The organism is Photobacterium proteolyticum (genome assembly GCF_001939735.1).
Taxonomy (GTDB): Bacteria; Pseudomonadota; Gammaproteobacteria; order Enterobacterales; family Vibrionaceae; genus Photobacterium; species Photobacterium proteolyticum.
Genome location: NZ_MJIL01000093.1, coordinates 1 through 18995 on the forward strand (window position 1 = coordinate 1; position 18995 = coordinate 18995).

Annotated in this window: 14 protein-coding genes and 3 tRNA genes; 12 read left to right on the forward strand and 5 right to left on the reverse strand. The window is 44.0% G+C overall.

The window, feature by feature from the left end:
* The first annotated feature begins 852 nt into the window (after positions 1-852).
* From BIT28_RS22955 to BIT28_RS22995, 8 genes are all read left to right on the forward strand, one after another.
* A complete protein-coding gene (locus BIT28_RS22955; RefSeq protein WP_075767285.1) occupies positions 853-1188 on the forward strand; it encodes a hypothetical protein in 336 nt (111 codons plus the stop codon).
* A gap of 251 nt (positions 1189-1439) precedes the next feature.
* The gene (locus BIT28_RS22960) at positions 1440-2057 is read left to right on the forward strand and encodes a hypothetical protein (RefSeq protein WP_075767286.1); all 618 of its coding nucleotides are present in this window, start codon (positions 1440-1442) and stop codon (positions 2055-2057) included.
* Positions 2058-2060: 3 nt separating this feature from the next.
* Positions 2061-9176, forward strand: a complete 7116-nt coding sequence (locus BIT28_RS22965; protein WP_075767287.1) for an RHS repeat-associated core domain-containing protein — start codon at positions 2061-2063, stop codon at positions 9174-9176.
* Between the two features lie 59 nt (positions 9177-9235).
* Entirely contained in the window at positions 9236-9730 is a 495-nt protein-coding gene (locus BIT28_RS22970) for a hypothetical protein (protein ID WP_139310509.1), read from the forward strand.
* 540 nt (positions 9731-10270) lie between these two features.
* Positions 10271-10492, forward strand: a complete 222-nt coding sequence (locus tag BIT28_RS22980; RefSeq protein WP_075767290.1) for a hypothetical protein — start codon at positions 10271-10273, stop codon at positions 10490-10492.
* A gap of 357 nt (positions 10493-10849) precedes the next feature.
* A tRNA-Leu gene (locus BIT28_RS22985) sits at positions 10850-10936 on the forward strand.
* A gap of 45 nt (positions 10937-10981) precedes the next feature.
* Positions 10982-11050: transfer RNA gene (locus tag BIT28_RS22990), tRNA-Cys, on the forward strand.
* Between the two features lie 39 nt (positions 11051-11089).
* Positions 11090-11163 (forward strand) — tRNA-Cys (locus BIT28_RS22995).
* 114 nt (positions 11164-11277) lie between these two features.
* Here BIT28_RS22995 and BIT28_RS23000 read toward each other — a convergent pair.
* The 4 genes from BIT28_RS23000 to BIT28_RS29700 form a co-directional block, all read right to left on the reverse strand.
* Complete coding sequence (locus tag BIT28_RS23000; protein ID WP_075767291.1) at positions 11278-12168, reverse strand: alpha/beta hydrolase; 891 nt, start codon at positions 12166-12168, stop codon at positions 11278-11280.
* 79 nt (positions 12169-12247) lie between these two features.
* Entirely contained in the window at positions 12248-12436 is a 189-nt protein-coding gene (locus BIT28_RS30470; RefSeq protein ID WP_483875138.1) for a DUF7840 domain-containing protein, read from the reverse strand.
* 36 nt (positions 12437-12472) lie between these two features.
* On the reverse strand, positions 12473-12655 hold the full coding sequence (locus tag BIT28_RS30425; RefSeq protein ID WP_139310510.1) for a lipoprotein N-acyltransferase Lnb domain-containing protein: 183 nt from the start codon (positions 12653-12655) through the stop codon (positions 12473-12475).
* A complete protein-coding gene (locus BIT28_RS29700) occupies positions 12601-12783 on the reverse strand; it encodes a DUF7843 domain-containing protein (protein ID WP_075767292.1) in 183 nt (60 codons plus the stop codon). The genes BIT28_RS30425 and BIT28_RS29700 overlap by 55 nt, the downstream gene beginning before the upstream one ends.
* Before the next feature lie 176 nt (positions 12784-12959).
* Between BIT28_RS29700 and BIT28_RS23010 the strand changes: the two genes are divergently transcribed.
* The 4 genes from BIT28_RS23010 (at position 12960) to BIT28_RS23025 (ending at position 17194) form a co-directional block, all read left to right on the forward strand.
* Entirely contained in the window at positions 12960-14168 is a 1209-nt protein-coding gene (locus BIT28_RS23010) for a hypothetical protein (protein WP_217696661.1), read from the forward strand.
* Positions 14169-14319: 151 nt separating this feature from the next.
* Positions 14320-14631, forward strand: coding sequence for a serpin family protein (locus tag BIT28_RS23015; RefSeq protein ID WP_075767293.1), 312 nt, complete (start codon positions 14320-14322; stop codon positions 14629-14631).
* Between the two features lie 983 nt (positions 14632-15614).
* Positions 15615-15872 (forward strand): hypothetical protein, encoded by a 258-nt coding sequence (locus BIT28_RS29385; protein ID WP_139310511.1) that lies wholly within the window; start codon positions 15615-15617, stop codon positions 15870-15872.
* Positions 15873-16330: 458 nt separating this feature from the next.
* Positions 16331-17194 carry a formylglycine-generating enzyme family protein gene (locus BIT28_RS23025; protein WP_075767295.1) on the forward strand — a complete coding sequence of 288 codons (864 nt, stop codon included), beginning with the start codon at positions 16331-16333 and terminating at the stop codon, positions 17192-17194.
* Between the two features lie 185 nt (positions 17195-17379).
* On the opposite strand, the gene BIT28_RS23030 is transcribed toward BIT28_RS23025, so the two are convergent.
* Entirely contained in the window at positions 17380-18978 is a 1599-nt protein-coding gene (locus tag BIT28_RS23030; protein WP_075767296.1) for a sensor domain-containing phosphodiesterase, read from the reverse strand.
* Between the last annotated feature and the right edge of the window lie 17 nt (positions 18979-18995).

Below are 18995 nucleotides of genomic sequence, written 5' to 3' on the forward strand. Positions count from 1 at the left end.
TATCTCCGATTCATTAAGGGAAATATGATGATAAGTGCACTGTAGGGTTATTTGAATGTGGTGATCATGGAGCGCTTACAAAGAAGCAGAATATGGTGTCATTAGCAATATGTGTATATGCAGTATTGACTGATTTCCTGCGATAACCGGTGATTGAGTGGCCAGAGGTGGACACAAGCCCTAATTAAAATCATTTATTAGGGGCGGTGTCCGCCTGTCAGTTTCGTTGCTGTTGATAGTACCTATCTATTGGCTGGCTAATAACCAGCTACAAGATTCGATTGCTAAAACATGAATGACCACGGAGCAGAGGTGGCTGCGAAGAACAATATCGTCATTTGACGCCCTGCATAATATTCTAATCAGTGAAAGGGGCACCATGTCCAACTAGTTGGAGTCAATGCTGAGTACTAATGATAGCCGCTGTACTCATGGTGTGAAGAGTACAGTTCGATATGTTAATTCAGTCAGTACCTCAGATCTCTATTTTACTGCTATGACTAGTTTTCTGGGCGTTGTGAGAGCTCATCCATCTAAATCAATCATCTCATTGCGCGCTTAAATATTGTTCAAGTTTATGATTTATATCACATTCTAATAGGTATAACTATTTTTAATAGATGAATTGGAATATATACTCTAATGCTATTCAATTTTCACCTATGACTAGATTTATTTCTGGGGCGGTAGCGTGTTTGGGATTCATATACGGTACGCCCTAGCGTAGTATTATTTGTATGATAATAAGCTCATAATAAGTAATAAACGGCTCTACTAATTGATAGATGAAAAGGTGGGGATTTGAGTTCTCTTTTATTTATATATGAAATACTAACTTTAAGGTTAATAAGAATGAATAAGTTAATAATCGCTTCTTTTTTTATATTGTTTTCACAAATTGCAGCTGCTGGCGGTAGCTGGCACAGCAACTTGCATGTTACCGAGGTGTGGAGTGCCCATGATAAAGAGCGAGTTGTATTCAAGATAGAAGGGGGGAAATATACTAAGCCTCCTCGTTGTTCTAAGTCTGATTATTATGAGGTCTCTCACCCTTATGATTACAAAACGGCGCTCTCTATTTTGTTGACCGCACTGACAACACAGAAAACCGTTAAGGTGGTTGTCGTGGATGATCAATGTGGTGTTTTTGATAATCCTCTTGTCTCGACGGTTGTTATCGAGCGGTGAGCACAGCAGTGGCTCCGATCCCGTACAAAATTGACTGGCACCGATGCCTGATTATAGCGGTTCACCGGTGATTCGGAGAGTTGTTTTATCAGGCTGACAGGCCGTGTCATACCTAATCTGTTATTTCTTATCGGTGTGCAGTCAGTGCCTGCACCTGCGTATTCTTGTGGCTACTCGACGGCAACAATCAGCTTGGGATCGGAGGCAAGTATCAATGCTTTGGGGTTTACCCCCCGGTTAAAGGCGTACAGATGAAAGGGGGCCGATTACGCCTGAGGGCGCGGTCAGAGAAAAACACGGAAAACAATGGCGTTAAACCTCGGATAACGCACCCCGGATTCCTCTCCTTCGGGTTGCTCACGAGGCCACTTGAAACGTTCCGTAATGGCATTGTCCTATCAGGCAACGTCGTTGCGGCAGTAGAAAGCGTTCGTACCTTATTAAGCATACGCTTGGCTACCTATCTTGAATTATTTCATTTTATTGGGCAGGAAGAGTGCGTGAAATACAAATATCTATTTTATGGGCTCGTTGCTATCTCCGCTTTAGCAATGACGAACCTCTATTTATGGCGGCAAGACGCCGCGGTCAGGGAAATCCCCGAGGCCGCTGAAACAGGAAAAACTAACGGCCAACCGCAGCCAAAGACAGTCAGTGAGAATTTTGAATACCCGGCCCCCGTGAAACAGCTGCAGCAGGTCCTGGCGAAGTCCTACCAGCCTCCCGTTCATGAGGGGGAAGATATTTTCCCCGATGGGCTGTTAAACGCGGACGACGAGACATCGGTACCCGTCGAGGCTAAAAAGGAAATGGATGATCTACGAGCGCGTATCGAGGCGATGAGTCTGGCGCCACAAGGGGAGAGTTAAGCCGTGAAGCGATATAACAATAATAATCTAAAGCGTTTGTTGTCAATCTTGTCCCTGGGGGTACTGCTCCCCTATCAGGCTGATGCCACTATGGTCATGCTGAAAGGGGACTTTGATATAAACGGTGGCCAGGTCGATTATCAGATCCCGATACAGGTGGCCCCCGGCCGTGCAGGGCATGCCCCGTCATTTCAGCTCGCCTATTCGAGCGATAATCCCAATGGTATCGCCGGTGTCGGCTGGCAGCTGCAGGGAATGTCTTCGATTTACCGCTGCGGCAAGAATTTGTCGATTGACGGTCATTGGGGAGGCGTTAACTTTGACGATGACGACCGTTTTTGTCTCGACGGCAAGCGCCTGATTGCCGTAACAGGGAAGCCCGGCGAGAATGCGACCGAGTACCGTACCCGGAATAATGACTACCGAAAAATTGTGTCGTATGGCCGCCTGGGCAACGGGCCGTCCTATTTCAAGGTCTGGTCAAAGGACGGGGGGGTATACGAATACGGCAAAAGCCAGGACTCTCGGGCTGAGCTTCCGGGAAAGATCAGTATTTACAAGTGGGCGCTTAGCAAGTCGCTTGATATTACAAAAAAGAATGATATCAGCTACGAGTACACCGAGGACGAAAAAAACGGTATTCACCGGCTGGCAGCCGTGCGCTATACCGGCGGCAGTGTCAGCATTGCCTATGAAGGGAGAAAAGATCCCCGTTTTAGCTACCTGGCCGGCAGCCGGATAAACAACAACTACCGTATCAAGTCGATCACGAGCCGGGCACAAGGCGGCGCAGAGATCGCGACCTATAAGCTGGCGTATACCTATTCAGCCGGGACCGGGCGCTCGCTAATAACCTCGGTGACGCAGTGTGTCCAGGGGGCGTGCAGTACCCCGGTATCCCTTGGCTGGCAGGCCCGGGAAAAACCGGTATTCAGCGGCAAGGCCAAGATATTCCCTTATGACGCGAAGAAAACGAAATTGTACGATCTGGAACGTGACGGGAATATAGAGATTTTTGCGCTCAGCAAAGACCAGCAAACGGTTGTCCAGAACTCCGATGCTAAACGAAAGGCCTCCGGCTGGAAGCACATCAACTCCAGTAACAAAAACGCCGCGTGTTATGACTTTACCGTCGCAGACTGGGCCGCCAACAATGCGCCTTACTTCCGTCTCTTCTGTTATACCCCCTCGTCCCCCGGGTCTTATTTCGCCTATCCAGCGGGAAAAGGGCGTTACGCTGAATTTTATACGGGTGGTGCCAAGGCGTACCCATGGGCGAGATCGGATAAATACCCGATAGACAAAAATGGTAATGGAACCTATTCCATCGAGCCTCAGTGCGCGGGGTGTACTTATCATGACATCAACGGTGACGGCAAGACGGATGAGTACCTGAAATATTCCAATGGTACGCTGGATTATTATAAATCGGGCAAAAAAATACAGACCGTGTTTAAGGGTAACAACCGATTGTTGCTGGTAGCTGACTTCAACAACGACGGCTACCAGGACCTGTTGGCCAGTTGGAGAGTATCTAAAGCTGGTACTATCGACGGGGAGATAACAAACGAATTAAAGACGTATTACTTTACAGGAAAAGAGTTCCAACGTATTGGTGATAATCTTTCCGTAAAATATAAAACGCAATTAGACCGCGAAAGATACGGCTGTCATGGTGACACCTGTTATCGGTATTATCATTATTTCTCGCCTGAAGAAACAACCGTTACTGATATCAATGCCGACGGCCTACCGGACATTGTCTATGCAGACCAAGCCTTTATCAACAAGGGCGGGATTTTCTCGAATACCCGCCAAGGCACTAGTGGCTACTCCCAACTAGAAATTGTTCGCAATACCAATAGTAAAGGCGGGGTCAGCATTGCTGATGTCAATTCTGATGGCTGGCCGGACAATATCGACGGGGCCAACGTCAAGCGCAGCAAGCCTTTTGCGCAGGATAAAATAAATACGATTGGCGAGTATGGCGTCAGCTATGTGGTCTCCTATGCGCCGCTGGTAAGCAGTGTCCATAAGCAGGAGCCCTATCACCAGTACCCGATCGTCAACACGACACCGACCAAGTACGTTGTCTCGCAGTATGTCACCAAGCCCCTGGGTTATGACGACGTCAAGACATCGTTCAAGTACTATGGGGCCAAGTCTCACCTCCGGGGCGAGGGCTTCCTGGGTTTTAAACAAATTGACCGGATCCGCCACGGCCTGAATACCGAGAAAACGGTGACAAAATTTGAACAGCGGGATCCGATCCTGGCCGGGAAAATCAGGGAACAGACAACCTACCGAAACGACAGTCGCTACGTTAAAACCAGCTACCAGTATACCCGCAAGGAACACAAAGGCTTCAGGGCCAAGTACTACTCGGTTACCCTGAACGGGAAGACGCAGATTGCATATGACAGCCGCGCCCGGATCGAAAAACAGACGGTATCCGCCTATACCTATGATGCCTTCGGTAATATTTTAACCCAGAAAGACACCCTGACCAGTCAGCTTGCCGGGGCCGGAAAGGTAACCCGAACCGCTGAGAATGCGTATCTGAGCCGCGGCACCAATAAAATCAACACGATCATTAACATTGACACCTCAGAAAAACCGTCGTTTTTTGACGATTATGACAGCTTTCAGGTCAAGTGCACCCCGGACGGGGGGAAATACGTCAAGCCGATAGACCAGTTTGTGCTGATCCACGGTGATGTCAGTACTCCCCTGATCACAAAGCGTTACCGGGAGTACTACAGGCTAATGACCCACCCTACGACCGGCGCGAACGGGGTGACAGTGATCGACAGAGCCGAATTAATCCCCGTTACTGCAAAAGAGTATAACTCGGTTCACAATACATCGTGCGGCAGCCTTGTCGTGAGGGATACAAACGGCGACGGCAAACCCGAGCTGGTGAACGCCAGAAAAACGGTGACCTCGCTCATTACCGAGTCCGGCGATAACTACTGGAAAGTCAGTGCCCCGACCAGCACGCGCCAGACCGTCTCTGAGGGCAATTTCACGCGTACTGTCGCCAATACCTTCAGCTATACCCCGAACGGGCTGTTATCAAGCTCCGTACTGAAGCCGCAGCAATACGAGGCAGGGGATGCCAATCTTGGCAACACCAGCAAGCAGGTGGTGACATCTTACACCTATGACCGCTTCGGAAACCCCCTCACCGAGCAGGTGTCGGGTACGGGTACCGGAACGACAGCGCGTACGACTACGACGGTCTATGACGGGGACGGGCTGTTCCCGAAGTCGATCACCAACGGGGAAGGCCACGAGACCCGATATGAGTATGACGGCCGGTTCGGCCTGGTCAACAGGACGGTCAGCCCGGTCAAGGGCAGGCTGACGGTTTTTGACTATGACGGGTTCGGGCGTCTCCAGAACGAAAACCCGCCGGGCAGCAAGGGCAAGGACAATACAGCTTATCAATACCGCTTAGGCAGGGCCTGCCCGGAAAGTACCGCCAGGACGACCAGCTGTGTGATTGCCAATATGGCCAACGGCAAGGGGGGCGTCTACACGGCGGTTACCCATTATGATTTTGCGGGCCGTGAAATCCGCAGCATGCACCAGGCCTTTGACGGGCGCTGGGTATACCGGGACAGCCGGTGGGACAAGGACGGCCGCAAGGTTGCCGTCACCCGGCCGAGCTTCAAGCGTCCCGATACCCAGATTAACCCGTTGCCGACGGTCTATTTTGGCTATGACGAACGCGACCGGGAGATCTCCAAGACCGAGCCGTCTGCAAACGGCCAGCCCGTGAAGAGCAGGACGCTGTACGACGGACTGGAGACGATCCTGATAGATGCCAAGGGCAACAAAAAGCGCATTTACTATAACCTGCTGGGCCATATTACCGCGACCGTAGAGCCGTTGGGTGCGTCGCAGACCTACGTCAACTACCCCGACGGAAAGCTCAGGGAGACAAGGGACGCAGCCGGGCATGTTACTGAAATACGCTACGACAACCTCGGCAACCGGACATACCTCAAGGATCCCGATATGGGGGTATGGACATATAACTACAATGTCTTCAGCGAGCTGACGTACAAGCGGGACGCCAACGGCGTCGAGACGCACATCCGCTATGACAGCGTCGGCCGGAAGACGGCTGAGCGCCAGGGCAACCATACTTCGTCCTGGGTCTATGACGAGCGGAAGAAAGGGGTCGGATTGCTGTCTTATGTTACCGGCCACGGCTCCCGGCGCGAGTTCTACTATAACGATCTCGGCCAGGTCAAAGAGGTGCGTATCAATGCCAAGGGGCAGCAACTGCTCACCCGATATACCTACGACGGGCTAGAGAGGGTCGCCACCGAGATTCGCCCGAACGGTCTCAAGCTGGAGTACCTGTACAACCCATACGGCTACCAGGCTGCGGTGCGCAGCCCCAAGGACTATGCCGATGATGTCTTCAAGAGCGAAAGTTTCAAGGGGGATGTGCAAAAACTGGTCGAGGCCGCGCTGGCACAGGCCCGGGCATACCTGGCCAAGGCCGAGGAGTATGCGGTAAAAGAGTCTTTCTTCAAGCAGCAGGCCGGCAACTATGCCAACAGGGAGATTGACCTTCATAACCTGGACAGCCAGTCTGCCCGACTGCTCAAAGGCGCCAACCGTTACAAGAAGTATTGTGCCGCCAACGGCGAGTGCTACCTTCAGGCCGCTGCCTGGGTGGCGCTACACGACGATGTCACGATCCCGCTGGATATCGACCTCAAGCAATACTTCAAGATCTCCAGCCGCCGGGCTGGCTCGGCCCCCGGACGCGTGCTGTTCGAGTCGACGGTTCACAAGATCAGTGCCCAGACATTCAAGAGTCTCGGTCTCACCCGGCCTGAAGAGTGGCTGCTGAGAGACTATGACCGTAACGGCTCCCTCGATCTGATCGACAGTGACGATGTGTATGCCGCTACCGTCGGCGGCGATGTCCGCAAGGAACTGATCTATACCTCTGAGGAGCTTAGCCTTGCAGCAGAGATCTCGGCAACCCGCTACCAGTACTATTATCGACTGGCCGAGCAACTGACATCGCTGGCCGAGCAGGTCGGTGACCTTTCCGGGCTGTACTGCGATGATGCCAACCGTCTAGCGGGGAACCACTTAACGCAGCGGCGGCATTGTACCAATAACCAGCGGGTCAGTCAGGCCGACCACCTCGAGACGGTACTGACGCAGATCGAGCTGGGCAAGGCGGCGGAAGACGACAGTTATATCTTCTACTGGCAGCGGCAGAGTACCGATGCCTATGACCATACCCTGGCCGAAACCCTGGGGAACGGCCTGGTCAATAGCTACGTCCACAACCCGGCAACGGGACGTCCCAATGTTATTGCGACCCACCGGGCCAGCAGCGTTGTCAGCCATCGCAACCACCTGAACCTGAAGGCGGGTCAGAACGTGCGTTACCTGCGCTACGCCTACGACGCCAACAACAACGTCACCCGGCGTGATGATCTTGAGTTGGGCATTAGCGAACGCTTCGAATACGATGCGCTGGACAGGCTGAAAGCGTCTGTTCCTATGCTCGACCGTGCAGATCGACATGGGCCGAATAACCCTGACTTTAACCGTCGGTTTAGCTACGACTACGATAAGCTGGGCAACCTGGAAAATAAAACCGATATTGGCAGTTATCAGTATGGAGGGGCAGGGCCTCATGCGGTTTCCAAAGCCAACGGGATAACCTTTACCTATGATAATGTCGGTAACTTGCTGAAGGGGGAAACGGGTACAACCAAGAAAGTAGTCGAACGTTCATTGGAGTGGAGCAGCTTCAACAAACCCACCAAGATCACCCGCAATGGTCATACGGTTGAGTTTGAGTATGATGCTAACCATCAGCGCTACTATCGTAAAGACAGCACAGGCAAGGAAACCCTGTACTTCGACAAGCTCTATGAGCAGGTTAAAGACCTGAAAACAGGTGAAGTTGAGCATAAGCAGTACATCTATGCCGATGGCAAGCTGATTGCGCTGAATATTACCCAGCACGATAGCGCGGATAAGCCTAGTGATCGCCAGATCCGCTACCTGCACTATGACGCGTTGGGCTCTATTGACCTGATCACGGATGGCTTTGGCATCATTGTCGAGCGCCGCAGTTTTGACCCTTGGGGTAAAGCGCGTAAGGTGCAATGGGACGATGAAAGCAACGCAAGCAACCTGCTCCAGTTTACACTGACTAACCGCGGATTCACCGGACATGAACACTTGAAAGAAGTGGGTATGATCCATATGAACGGCAGGGTGTATGACGAAGAGCTTGGCCGATTCTTGAGTGCTGACCCAATAATTCAATCTCCGTATAGAACAAATAGCTTTAACCGCTATAGTTATGTTATGAATAATCCAATGAAGTATATTGATCCGACTGGGCATATGTTTGGTGAAAGTTGTGATGTGAATACTGGCGATGCAGGAGAATCTGGTGAAGATAGTAAAAAAGGTTGTAATAATGGAAAGCAGAATGGTGCTCTAAATCGAAGGAATTCGAAAAACGATGGGAGCGAATCAACAGAAACAGTTGATGATGTAGGTTACCAGCAATATCGAGGTGGAAAATTTGTTGCTGATGATGAACAGGAGTTTGAAGGATATGTTAATCGGAATGGAAAATATCGACCAGGTATAATTGATGGTAGAGTTGAAACAATAGAATTAGCAGAGGATGTTGAGCAAAGTCTGAATGTTACTACTGAAGTACAAGCTAATCAGCCAAGGCATAATACTGAGTTTACAGATTCAGTATCAGAAGTGGCGCAAGGTATTGCAACAGTCACCCTTGGAGCTATTGGGCAACTTACTGTCAATGGAACTGTAACGGTTATAAAAGCAAATCAAACTGTTAAAGTTGATGTTGTTACAACAATAACTCGAACATATGACGTTTATAGTCAAAAAGCGAAGCATTTTTCTTCAACAAATGAGACACATATAACGGGAGAACGTGTGAAAACAGGTCGTCGAGTATCATATACAACTGAAATTGATAGGGAAGAAGAAACAAGAAATGTTCGCGATGCAGGCCCCCAACCAAGTGTTACTAACGCTTCAATTTCACCCCCATCAAAATATCAAGGGATAATATCAAAATGGTAAGAATTCTTATATTAGTATTATTGACTTTGTGCCATTATTCTTATGCTGAAAGTATTAATGTGAAACAAGAACATTTGCTAAAGGCCTTTAGTTGTCAGGATAAAAGTAAAACAATTTGTTTTGAAGGGGCGGAGTTTTATTCGGAGTATAATATATACATCTTTAATTTCAAAGTTGAAATCTCTGATGAGAACCTTAAAGGACTGACCGTTGAACAATATATAGATGATACTATGGGACCTATATATGGATTGATTAATCCTAAAGCCGCTGAGTTTTATGGCATAGATCCAATTATGAGAGAAATTATTGATGAGCGAGAACATCCAGCATCCAATATAATATTGGGTATGACAACTAATTATAAAAATGATTCCTATGTAAGTTATATTAGAGTAGCGGAGAAAGATACTTTATCGTTACTGTCGAAAATAGAGCTATCAAAAGATAAACCTGCAGACTTATTAATTAATAAGTGTGAAAAAATCAAAAAATCGCTTGGAAGCTTGACAGAAAAGCAATTAGAAGAGTATTGCAAGTTCAATTTAATATAATTTAGGTCTTAAAAGCAAGCTTACGATAGGTAAGCTTGCTTTTTTATTTTTACTAATCATGTTAACTAGTGAAGTAATGATCTATTAGGTGATATAAACAATAAATACAGGAATTAAGATGAAAAGCTATTTCTAATCTTAAAAGTATGGGGAATAGCTGCAGTAAAAATAGTTTATACATAAGCTTTGAAGATGAAGCTTTGTTTTCATCTGCACTAGCAAATTACATGGCGGATAAGACTGTTGATGTTATCTACAATGTAGATACACCGAAGAAAACAGCTAGAGGCCATGCTGCAATAACTTGTAAGTTAATTAGTATCTTTTAATTCATAACTAAACATAATAAAAATATATGATTTTTATTATGTTTATTACTCAATTAGCCTTTTGAGGGGGAGGCTTAACAGAAGTAATTGTCAACATCAGACTAGAATAATGCCAAGCATTAATGGGAATCAAGCTCACGCTATATATGGATTTAACAGCGTTCAACTAATGAAGTATTAAATCCACACGTGTAAATTTTAAGGAATTATAATGAAGGTTTTATTATTTGTTTTAGCAACACTAACCTTATATTCGCCGTTTAGTTTTGCAAACTGGGTAGCGAACTATGAGGGCCATGTTGAGTCTATTCACATTACAGGTGGAGGTAATATGGACCTTCGAGTTGTGTTAAAAGAGAGATATAAGTTGTGTCAGAATGAACATGATTGGGATTATATTAATGAACACAACGATAATTATGATTCTTTTTAAGTGTGTTGTTAGCAGCTCAAGCATCTGGGAGAAAGGTGAAGATTTATACAACTAGAGATAGTGCAGGATATTGTAAAATTGGTTACCTGACAATTTTCTAATATTAATTGAAACTGCTAATTTAATTAAAAAGTGGACACCAACCCTAATTAAAGTATTTATTAAGATTCCGTGTCCGCTTTTCTCTCAAATTCCCGCCTAAAATCTCCTGTCAATTTCAGGTTCTACTGAGTCAGAACGTCGCTATTATTGTGTGAAATTACCTGTGCGTGAATTTGTGCCGAGATTTAGCCGCTTTAACTAATGTGCGTTAGCTAGTCTGAAGTTAGCACTACTTATCGCAATCAAGTATTGCGTGCCCTGGTGGTGGAATTGGTAGACACAAGGGATTTAAAATCCCTCGACGTTCGCGTTGTGCCGGTTCAAGTCCGGCCCGGGGCACCATCTCCTTTTGCTTTACCATAGAGGCAAAAGTAGCAAACCAAATATGGCGCGTTGGCAGAGTGGCTATGCAGCGGATTGCAAATCCGTGGACCTCGGTTCGACTCCGGGACGNCTTTTGCTTTACCATAGAGGCAAAAGTAGCAAACCAAATATGGCGCGTTGGCAGAGTGGCTATGCAGCGGATTGCAAATCCGTGGACCTCGGTTCGACTCCGGGACGCGCCTCCATATTGATGGCTAAGCCATACAAATCAAACCAGCCTAGTGCTGGTTTTTTTGTGTTTAAAGAAAGCTAAATTCATTTCTGGCGTAGTGATAATAACTAGTTTATAGATAGCTGTATTATGTATCATCCAAGCTTTGCTGTGGTTTACATGCTTCCTCAACAGGTTGAAGGGTTGGCCAATTAGATAGTTGACAAGATAGTTTCTCACGCCATTGTTCATCGTTCCAAATTGTATTGTGGCCTTGCTGCTGTGAGATCCAGAGCTGCTTGGGGGACTTTGCAAGGTCGAAGAGTGTTTCTGCGTGCTTGGAGTTAATAAGTGGGTCATTGGCACTATGTACAAACAGCAGGGGTATATCCTTAATTTTGACGATGGCTTGATCAGGGGAATATTCGGTTGTTATTGACCAACTGAGAGGATACTGAAATAGCCAGGTGATCCAAGACTTACCAAGAGTCTCTTGCATGATCTTACGTGGCGAACTGAATCCGCTATCAATAATAACTCCTTGTGGAAGGTCTTTGTGAGGAAGGCTTGCGGTCAGATTTATTGCGATAGCAGCTCCTAGGCTTTGTCCCCAAACTATTATAGGAAGATTGTCAGGTTGTTGGGCAAGGAGTGCTTTGTAGCCAGCTAAGGCATCCTGTTGAACCGCTCCAAAGTTTGGACTTCCGGCAGAACGGCCGTATCCGCGATAATCGATAATAACGACGTCCCACCCTTTATCGATGAGCCAATACACATTGGCCACATGATAGCTGAGGTTTTGTGCATTGCCATGCAGGAAGAAAATGGTGCCGCGCTTTTCTTTTGATGCAGGAAGGTGCCAAGAGTGAATAATGGTGCCATCCTCAGACGTAAAGTATCTATCTTGTTTAGTGAAATTAAAATACTCTGGGGAAGGTACCATTTTTTTTGATGGCCAGAAAAATAAACTCTCACATCCTGTAAGAAATAATACGAAGATTAAGTAAACGAGTAATTTCTCTGGCTTAGACAAGTGCATAATCCTTTATGTATCAATACAAAAAGTGTAGATGCAAAATGAGGACTTACCAGTAATAGCTGTATGATATGCTTATTTCTTATGCGCCATCGTAGCTAATACTAGTTCGGATATCCCAATCTTTAGCCTGACCGAATCTTTGTTCCCATTCTATAGTATGATCACGTTGTTCTGTGTTATCGAGGTAGTAATGATAGCCAGTGGCCAGAGACATTCGCCAGGTTGGTGTCACTCGTGAAACCATGCCTGCAGATATGCCTGCTTTGATATTTCTTACATGAAATAGGTCCCAACGTTTTAAGCTTCATTGGTTATCTCGATAGAGAGCACGGAGGTCAACTATTGATAGCTCCCAGTGATTCTCAAGTAGCTCGCTGCTTTCTTGGTTGTTTAGCTTTATTAATAAGTGACCGTACATTGATGCTGGCTTGCCTAAATACCCGGAAGTACCTGACTTAACCATAATTTGCGAGCAGGAAAACGGCATTGAGCAGATTTATTATCTTCGGGTTCATCAGCTAACATTGCATCTATTGTTGCTTTTTCCTCAGCGAACGAAACAGGAGATGCAAGAACTGCTGAAGTAACAGTAGCCGCTACAATGATATTTTTCATTATTATTCCCTAATTTATGCTGTATTAATAACAGGCTTATGCATATAGCTGGGCTGTCTTGTTTCTGTTTCTCTTACATCACCATACACAGCAACTGGCTATTCATACACACTTGTACTTAACGATTGAATGAAAATGGCATACTTGTCATAAATCCTTTGAAGAAGAAGCGTGTTGTGAATAAAGTTATTGTTGGCTCCCTGGCTATAGTTTTTGCCGCTATTTCAGGCTGTAAATCGATCTCTGCATCTCAACCCAGTACTCATCGGGAGCTGTCGGCTCAAACACTGGCGCTTGAAATAAACAATGTGCCTGAAGAGTTCTCCGAAACCTATAGCAGACGACTTGGCTTTAATCGCTATACCAAGGTGACTGCGCCAAACGGCAAGGCAATTCACCTCATCGCGCAGGATAAGCTTTCCGATAATCAGATCATCAGGGCGCGTTCGGTACTTGAGCACTACTTGATGCCATATCCCGGTTCAGAGTACGGCGCAGATAAAACAGCTGTAGCCAATAGGATGGCTGAGAACAATGCGATATTACTGCTGCTTAATGGTAGGGATGATGGTACTAATCGTGCGGCTGAACTAGACGGACAGCCGTTATATCAGGATGAAATTCAAGTTGAGGGGCATCAATGGTACATAGAGCAAAACTATGACCACCGTGATGCGACTTTCGAAGAAATACTTCATTTGGTCCATGATACCGGTATTGGCGTAGACCAGTACGAGAGCTTTATGGGGGTGTTACCTGCCTATCAGGCGGAAATACGTAATGCACAGGTATCAGCGCTTGCTGCTGGAACCTGGGGGATAGGTTCAGAAAACCAGGACTGGATTGAAGAGCTCAGGGATGAAAATAGCCTGTCACAGGAATACTTAGCTTCTGTTGTCGATTCCTATTATGGACTGTGGGGCGCATGGACGGATAGTAAAACCTATGGCATGTGGGGTGTATATATTGCAAAAACGCGTGATGAGATTATGTCTGAGGACAATTTGGGTGCTCAGTTAATGCGAGACAAGTTCTTTCATCCTTACCTTACCTATAATGCAAGAATCGATGATAGCTTCAGTGGTGATTTCAGTTTGCGCTTTGATCAGAACAAGCCTTATACCCATCATTCACAGTATCTGAAAGATATCACCTTGACGGGAAACAACGATGTTAATGTGATTGTTAATCAACTCGATAATCACATCACGGGTAATAGCGGGAAGAACTCGGTTATTTTTACTGGAGACACCTCTCAATATCATATATCGAGTAACCAGGATGGTAAGGTAGTGATCTCTGATCTGGTTGACGGTCGGGATGGGGTAAATACCCTTAGCCATGTCGAGCTGGCTGAGTTTAAAGATAAGATTGTGTCTTTGTAATGCGAATCGATTTTGATTTCTATCGTCACTTCCTTGGATGCTCTCACACAAGGCTAGTATTAACGTAAGTTCGGCTAGCACTATGTAATGTCATGGGATGCATGAAATGTGTAGTGGTAGCCGGTGTGGTTAAGAGTGATGGAGAAATAAAATGAGAAAGACACATCTTGTACTAGCGGCCATGGCCGTGACTTTTTCGTCAGTCTCTCTGGCAGATCTCAGAGTCTCGAGTATGTCGCATGGCGCCTGGGTAACAGTGACCGAACAAGGTCAGCCTGCTGCGAACGCAACTGTGTCACTGGTGAATGTGCCTCAGGTACGACAAACGTTCCAGACTGACGAAAATGGACGGGTTTTCCTTCCGATCTCAATCAACAACTCAAGATCAATCAAGTTTAAGGCCGTGACCGAAGAAGGGAGTGTGTATAGTCGTTTCGCCTTCCATAGTGACAAAAAGCAGTAGCCCTTTTTTTATTTCTAAAGGTTCCAGTGCTGGCGCTAGGTGAATACTACTGCCAGCACTGGCGTGTTACGTAACACCAAGTGATTTCAAAATTTAGTACCATTTTATGGTGAATTCAGGTGCGAAGGCATACAAACGGTCAGTCAGGTTAGTAGGAGGCTCTATAGTGACAGTCTATGGATTATTACTTCCCTGGGAAAAGTGATTGTCATGAAAACCATTATTACGTCATGGTCACGAGTGAATAACCTCCTTAGTTGAGTCATCTTCCGTTCCTCTTGTCGTTTGTAAGCTTTTGATCGAGAGTCAGAGGGCATTTGAGATCTTGGAATACTTTGATGAAGCGCAGGCTATATGGCTTTATCGTGACTACAGGGGGGCGTGAGTAAGTTTGGCTCGGATGAAGGTGCCAGAGATAACATAAGACCTGTTTGTGATCCTAGTTTTGCAGAACGAAAAAATCGACCTGATCTCGGAGCAAATTGAATACAGCTATTGACTTAGCTTCAGAAGTTTTAAGGTTTCGAGTTCCGGTAGTAAACAAGTGACGATATAATTTAATAGATTAGTCAGACACAGAGTAACGTGTTTTTTGCATATTTTTCGACTGATGTTGATGTTTTTTTTACTATTTACGGTGTATAAAGAAAAGTAACTTTAATAGGTTCTGGTAAATTACATATATTCTATACTGCAGCTTTTCTCAGTACTGTTTACCAGATGGGTTTTAATGGCTCTACTGTTATAACAGATGATAGCTCATTGGATATAACATCTGATAGCTTGATGCCTGAGGCTTTTAGTTTACATTCGATTAAAGGTTGACGGATAAAACGAAGATGTTCTTTTTTTAATGGGATGAAGCAAATAAGGCTGAAACGTTTCAAATTTGTTGTCATAGTTCGGAGTATTCTAATCATTCTGAACCTATAGGAGAGTCGGTATTAACCACCTCTCAAGAATTATCAATCGATAATGAATTGTTGAATAGTGATTTAGAGTTATTTGTCATTGCATCTAATCAAAACAATAATATTAAAAGTAATGCTTTAACATTATCCACAGAGAATTTATTAGCATATGTTGGCACTATTCAAGGCCAAGAGTTAAAAAGTTCTGTGGGGTGGGGTATGTCATTAAGTGAAGATGGTAATACTTTATCCGTAGGGACTGATGTAAGAGGAACTGATAAGTTTGTTTCTGTTTATATATTAATTTCAGCTCTAAACCGCCTTCTTTAGATACTGGATGTTAATGTAAAGAGAAAACTAGATTACATTTGATTTTAGTGTTGATACAGATTTACCATTATAAACTAATGGGAGAATTACAAACTTCATGTTTCACATAAAAATGTTTTGAATTATTTCTTGTTGAGGTGTAGCTGTTCTTTATTTGGAGTTTTTATGTTTTTAAGGTTTATTTTTAAAATTTAAATTACATAGATTTACAGTGTATAAACAAAGATTGACTTTTTATTTGGTAACATAAATACGCTTTGTCTCAAAGTTTAAAATCTTGAAAAAATAGTTTAAATTTATTGATTAATAACATTGTTTGGTCGACTATGAATAAAATAACAAATATCAATTTGGTTTGTGTGTTGTCCGTCACTCTTACTGCGTGTAATTCCAGTGGGTCCTCGTCAATAGTTGCTGAAAACTCTGATACAATTACACAGTTACCTAGTGACATTTTAATGGTAGATATTCCAGGTGGTAGTTTTGAAATGGGGGGAGCTTCTATGCCTGGTGATAGTCCAATTGTTAATATAACTGTATCTGATTTTTCTATATCGGATACTGAAATTACCAATGCCCAGTACATTGAATTTTTAAACAGCGCATATAACAATGGTTTGATAAATGTTGAATTAATGACAGCGACAGATCCATGTGGTTCTTATGACGAATACATGGTCGTAGCTACTGATATTGCCCCTCATGCTGGTGAAATTTATTTGCAACTAGGAGAAACAGGTGGCTGTACCAGTGATGGACATGCAGAACATATTGATAATAAAAGTTGGATAACTTTTACGGGTGAAAAATTTGAACTATTGGATGACGATAAATCAGATTGGCCTGTTAATTGGGTGAAATGGTATGGTGCTGATGCTTTTGCTCAATACTATGAAGTAGCACTTCCAACAGAAGCACAATGGGAATATGCAGCAAAAGCTGGATATAATTATGAGTATCCAACTGATGATGGCACCATTGATCTTAGTAAGGCTAACTATAACGGTGATACGCCGGGAGTATACAATCCGGATGGTCATGCAGTCGCGGTGCGGTCTTATGCTCAAAACCCTTTCACCCTCTACGACATGGGAGGGAATGTTTGGGAGTGGTGTGCTGATTATTATGATGCAAATTTTTATAGCAATGATGCTGTTGACCCGGTAAATACAACTCCAAATGTAGATAACAAGCGTGTCCGGCGCGGTGGTTCTTGGAATTATCATGCTTCAACGTTAGCAAGCTATGCACGCGCTTCAGATTTTGAAAACCGTGGTAATAACCATTTTGGTTTCAGGGTTGTTAGTAATTATACCAATTAAGTTGTGTTGTTCATGTCTGTTTAGCTATATGAAAGAAACCTTTAATAAAGAGTTAAACACCCTAAAAATGATGCTTTAGGGTGCTTTTGCTGTACTCTCATTGGCCATTTAAATAGTTTGTCTTGGTGAAATGGTTTGTTTGAGATGTTGTATGAATAGAAATAAGATAACTTCAAGTTTTTAAGTTAAGATGGTGTAAATGGCTTGCATATCGCATACCCTTGAACACAGTCAACTCCAAGATCTCTCAGTGTTGAAGTAAGTGTTCGACATTCAACACCTTCAGCAACCAATCGAAAGGTACGGTCCTTAGATACATTAATTAAAAAATCTATTAATTGAATGTAATTTATACTGCTGTGGATGTTTTGAATTATTCTTTTATCTATTTTCACCTCATCAAAAGGAAGGTCAAATATACTAAATAAGGAAGTGTAACCAGAGCCAAAATCATCTAGGGAAAGAGAAAAACCACAACGTTTCAAATCATAAATTTGTTGTCTAACCTTTAATTCATCATCGATTGGTACTGATTCAGTTAACTCTATAACTATACGGTTCGTATCAATATTATATTCATCAGCCATAATTTTAGCTTTTTCCACAAAGTTATGGCTGGTCAGGAAATCGACAGAGATGTTTATATTAATCGAATTATTGAAGCTCGTTTCTTTTACAAGGAATTCACATGATTTTCGAAATATCATCCAACCAAAAGAGGATGTAAAACCTTGTTTGCTGATTAGTGGGATGAATTCTGCTGGGGAGATGTTACCGATTATAGGATGTTGCCATCTAGCCAATACTTCATGACTACGAGTTTCTCCTGTACTCAAGTTTACAATAGGTTGTACCGCAATAGTAAATTTATCGCCACGAATAGCATCTAACAATGAATCCTTTATAGTCAGATGGCGAAATATAGCCTCATGGTTAACTTTGGATAAAACAAGAAATTTGTTTATACAATTTTCATGTGCATAACGGCTATAGTTTACTAGGGTCTTATCAAGATTATCTAATTTTAATGTAATATTGTTAATCTCTAGGGCAACAAGGGAGATTTCTTCTCTAGTAAAAGACAAGCTTAATTCCGATTGAACAATTAAGCTTTCTGATAAGCTAAAAGCAAGCTTATCAAGGGTATTTTCATATTTAGCTATAGGACAAAGGGAAAAAAATGTCGAGTCATTTATATAGTACAAATTCCAGCTATTTTTAAAAACAGACTTTATTGATGTCTCTATGAAGTCGATAAAATTCAAATGTATGTTTGTTCCATACTTTCTTGTTTTTCTAGCAAGGCGTTCACTGCTAATAATAAATCCAATATAATCTTCCTTGTCTGATATAATATGGCATAATTCTTCACTTAAGCTATGAATTGTCTTTAGTCCAGTTTCGGTATGTCGAGTTTTGTAACTGTTAGGTGATGTTATAACTCTATGTTGACCAATCCATTTTTCTTCTTTATTCTCAATATATCTTAAACCTACAGACTCTAATTCTATGTAATCACCATCTCTGGTCTGAACTCTATATTGAGACCTCCCTATCTCTTCTTTTTTAGCTCTGTGTGCCTCTATAATCGAAGATAATTTATCCCTATCTTCTGGATGAATAATGGACATCCAGTTCTTAAAGCTGACTTTATTGTTAGGTAAATTTAGTAATCTGTAAAACGTACTTCCATTAAGGTATACGCTGCCCTTTTCTGTCCGCCATATTCCAGTTGAGTTGTCTATTGTAGACTCTAACAATTTCGCTATTGTACTGATGTTCATGTTTGCCTTTGGTATCT

Bases quoted from the DNA above. Each gene is read 5' to 3' on its own strand.
- BIT28_RS23030 (WP_075767296.1), bottom strand. From the start codon at position 18,978: ATGAACATCAGTACAATAGCGAAATTGTTAGAGTCTACAATAGACAAC.
- BIT28_RS30425 (WP_139310510.1), bottom strand. From the start codon at position 12,655: ATGCCGTTTTCCTGCTCGCAAATTATGGTTAAGTCAGGTACTTCCGGG.
- BIT28_RS23025 (WP_075767295.1), top strand. From the start codon at position 16,331: ATGGTAGATATTCCAGGTGGTAGTTTTGAAATGGGGGGAGCTTCTATG.
- BIT28_RS23000 (WP_075767291.1), bottom strand. From the start codon at position 12,168: ATGCACTTGTCTAAGCCAGAGAAATTACTCGTTTACTTAATCTTCGTA.
- BIT28_RS22960 (WP_075767286.1), top strand. From the start codon at position 1,440: ATGAAAGGGGGCCGATTACGCCTGAGGGCGCGGTCAGAGAAAAACACG.
- BIT28_RS22980 (WP_075767290.1), top strand. From the start codon at position 10,271: ATGAAGGTTTTATTATTTGTTTTAGCAACACTAACCTTATATTCGCCG.
- BIT28_RS23015 (WP_075767293.1), top strand. From the start codon at position 14,320: ATGAGAAAGACACATCTTGTACTAGCGGCCATGGCCGTGACTTTTTCG.
- BIT28_RS29700 (WP_075767292.1), bottom strand. From the start codon at position 12,783: ATGAAAAATATCATTGTAGCGGCTACTGTTACTTCAGCAGTTCTTGCA.
- BIT28_RS22955 (WP_075767285.1), top strand. From the start codon at position 853: ATGAATAAGTTAATAATCGCTTCTTTTTTTATATTGTTTTCACAAATT.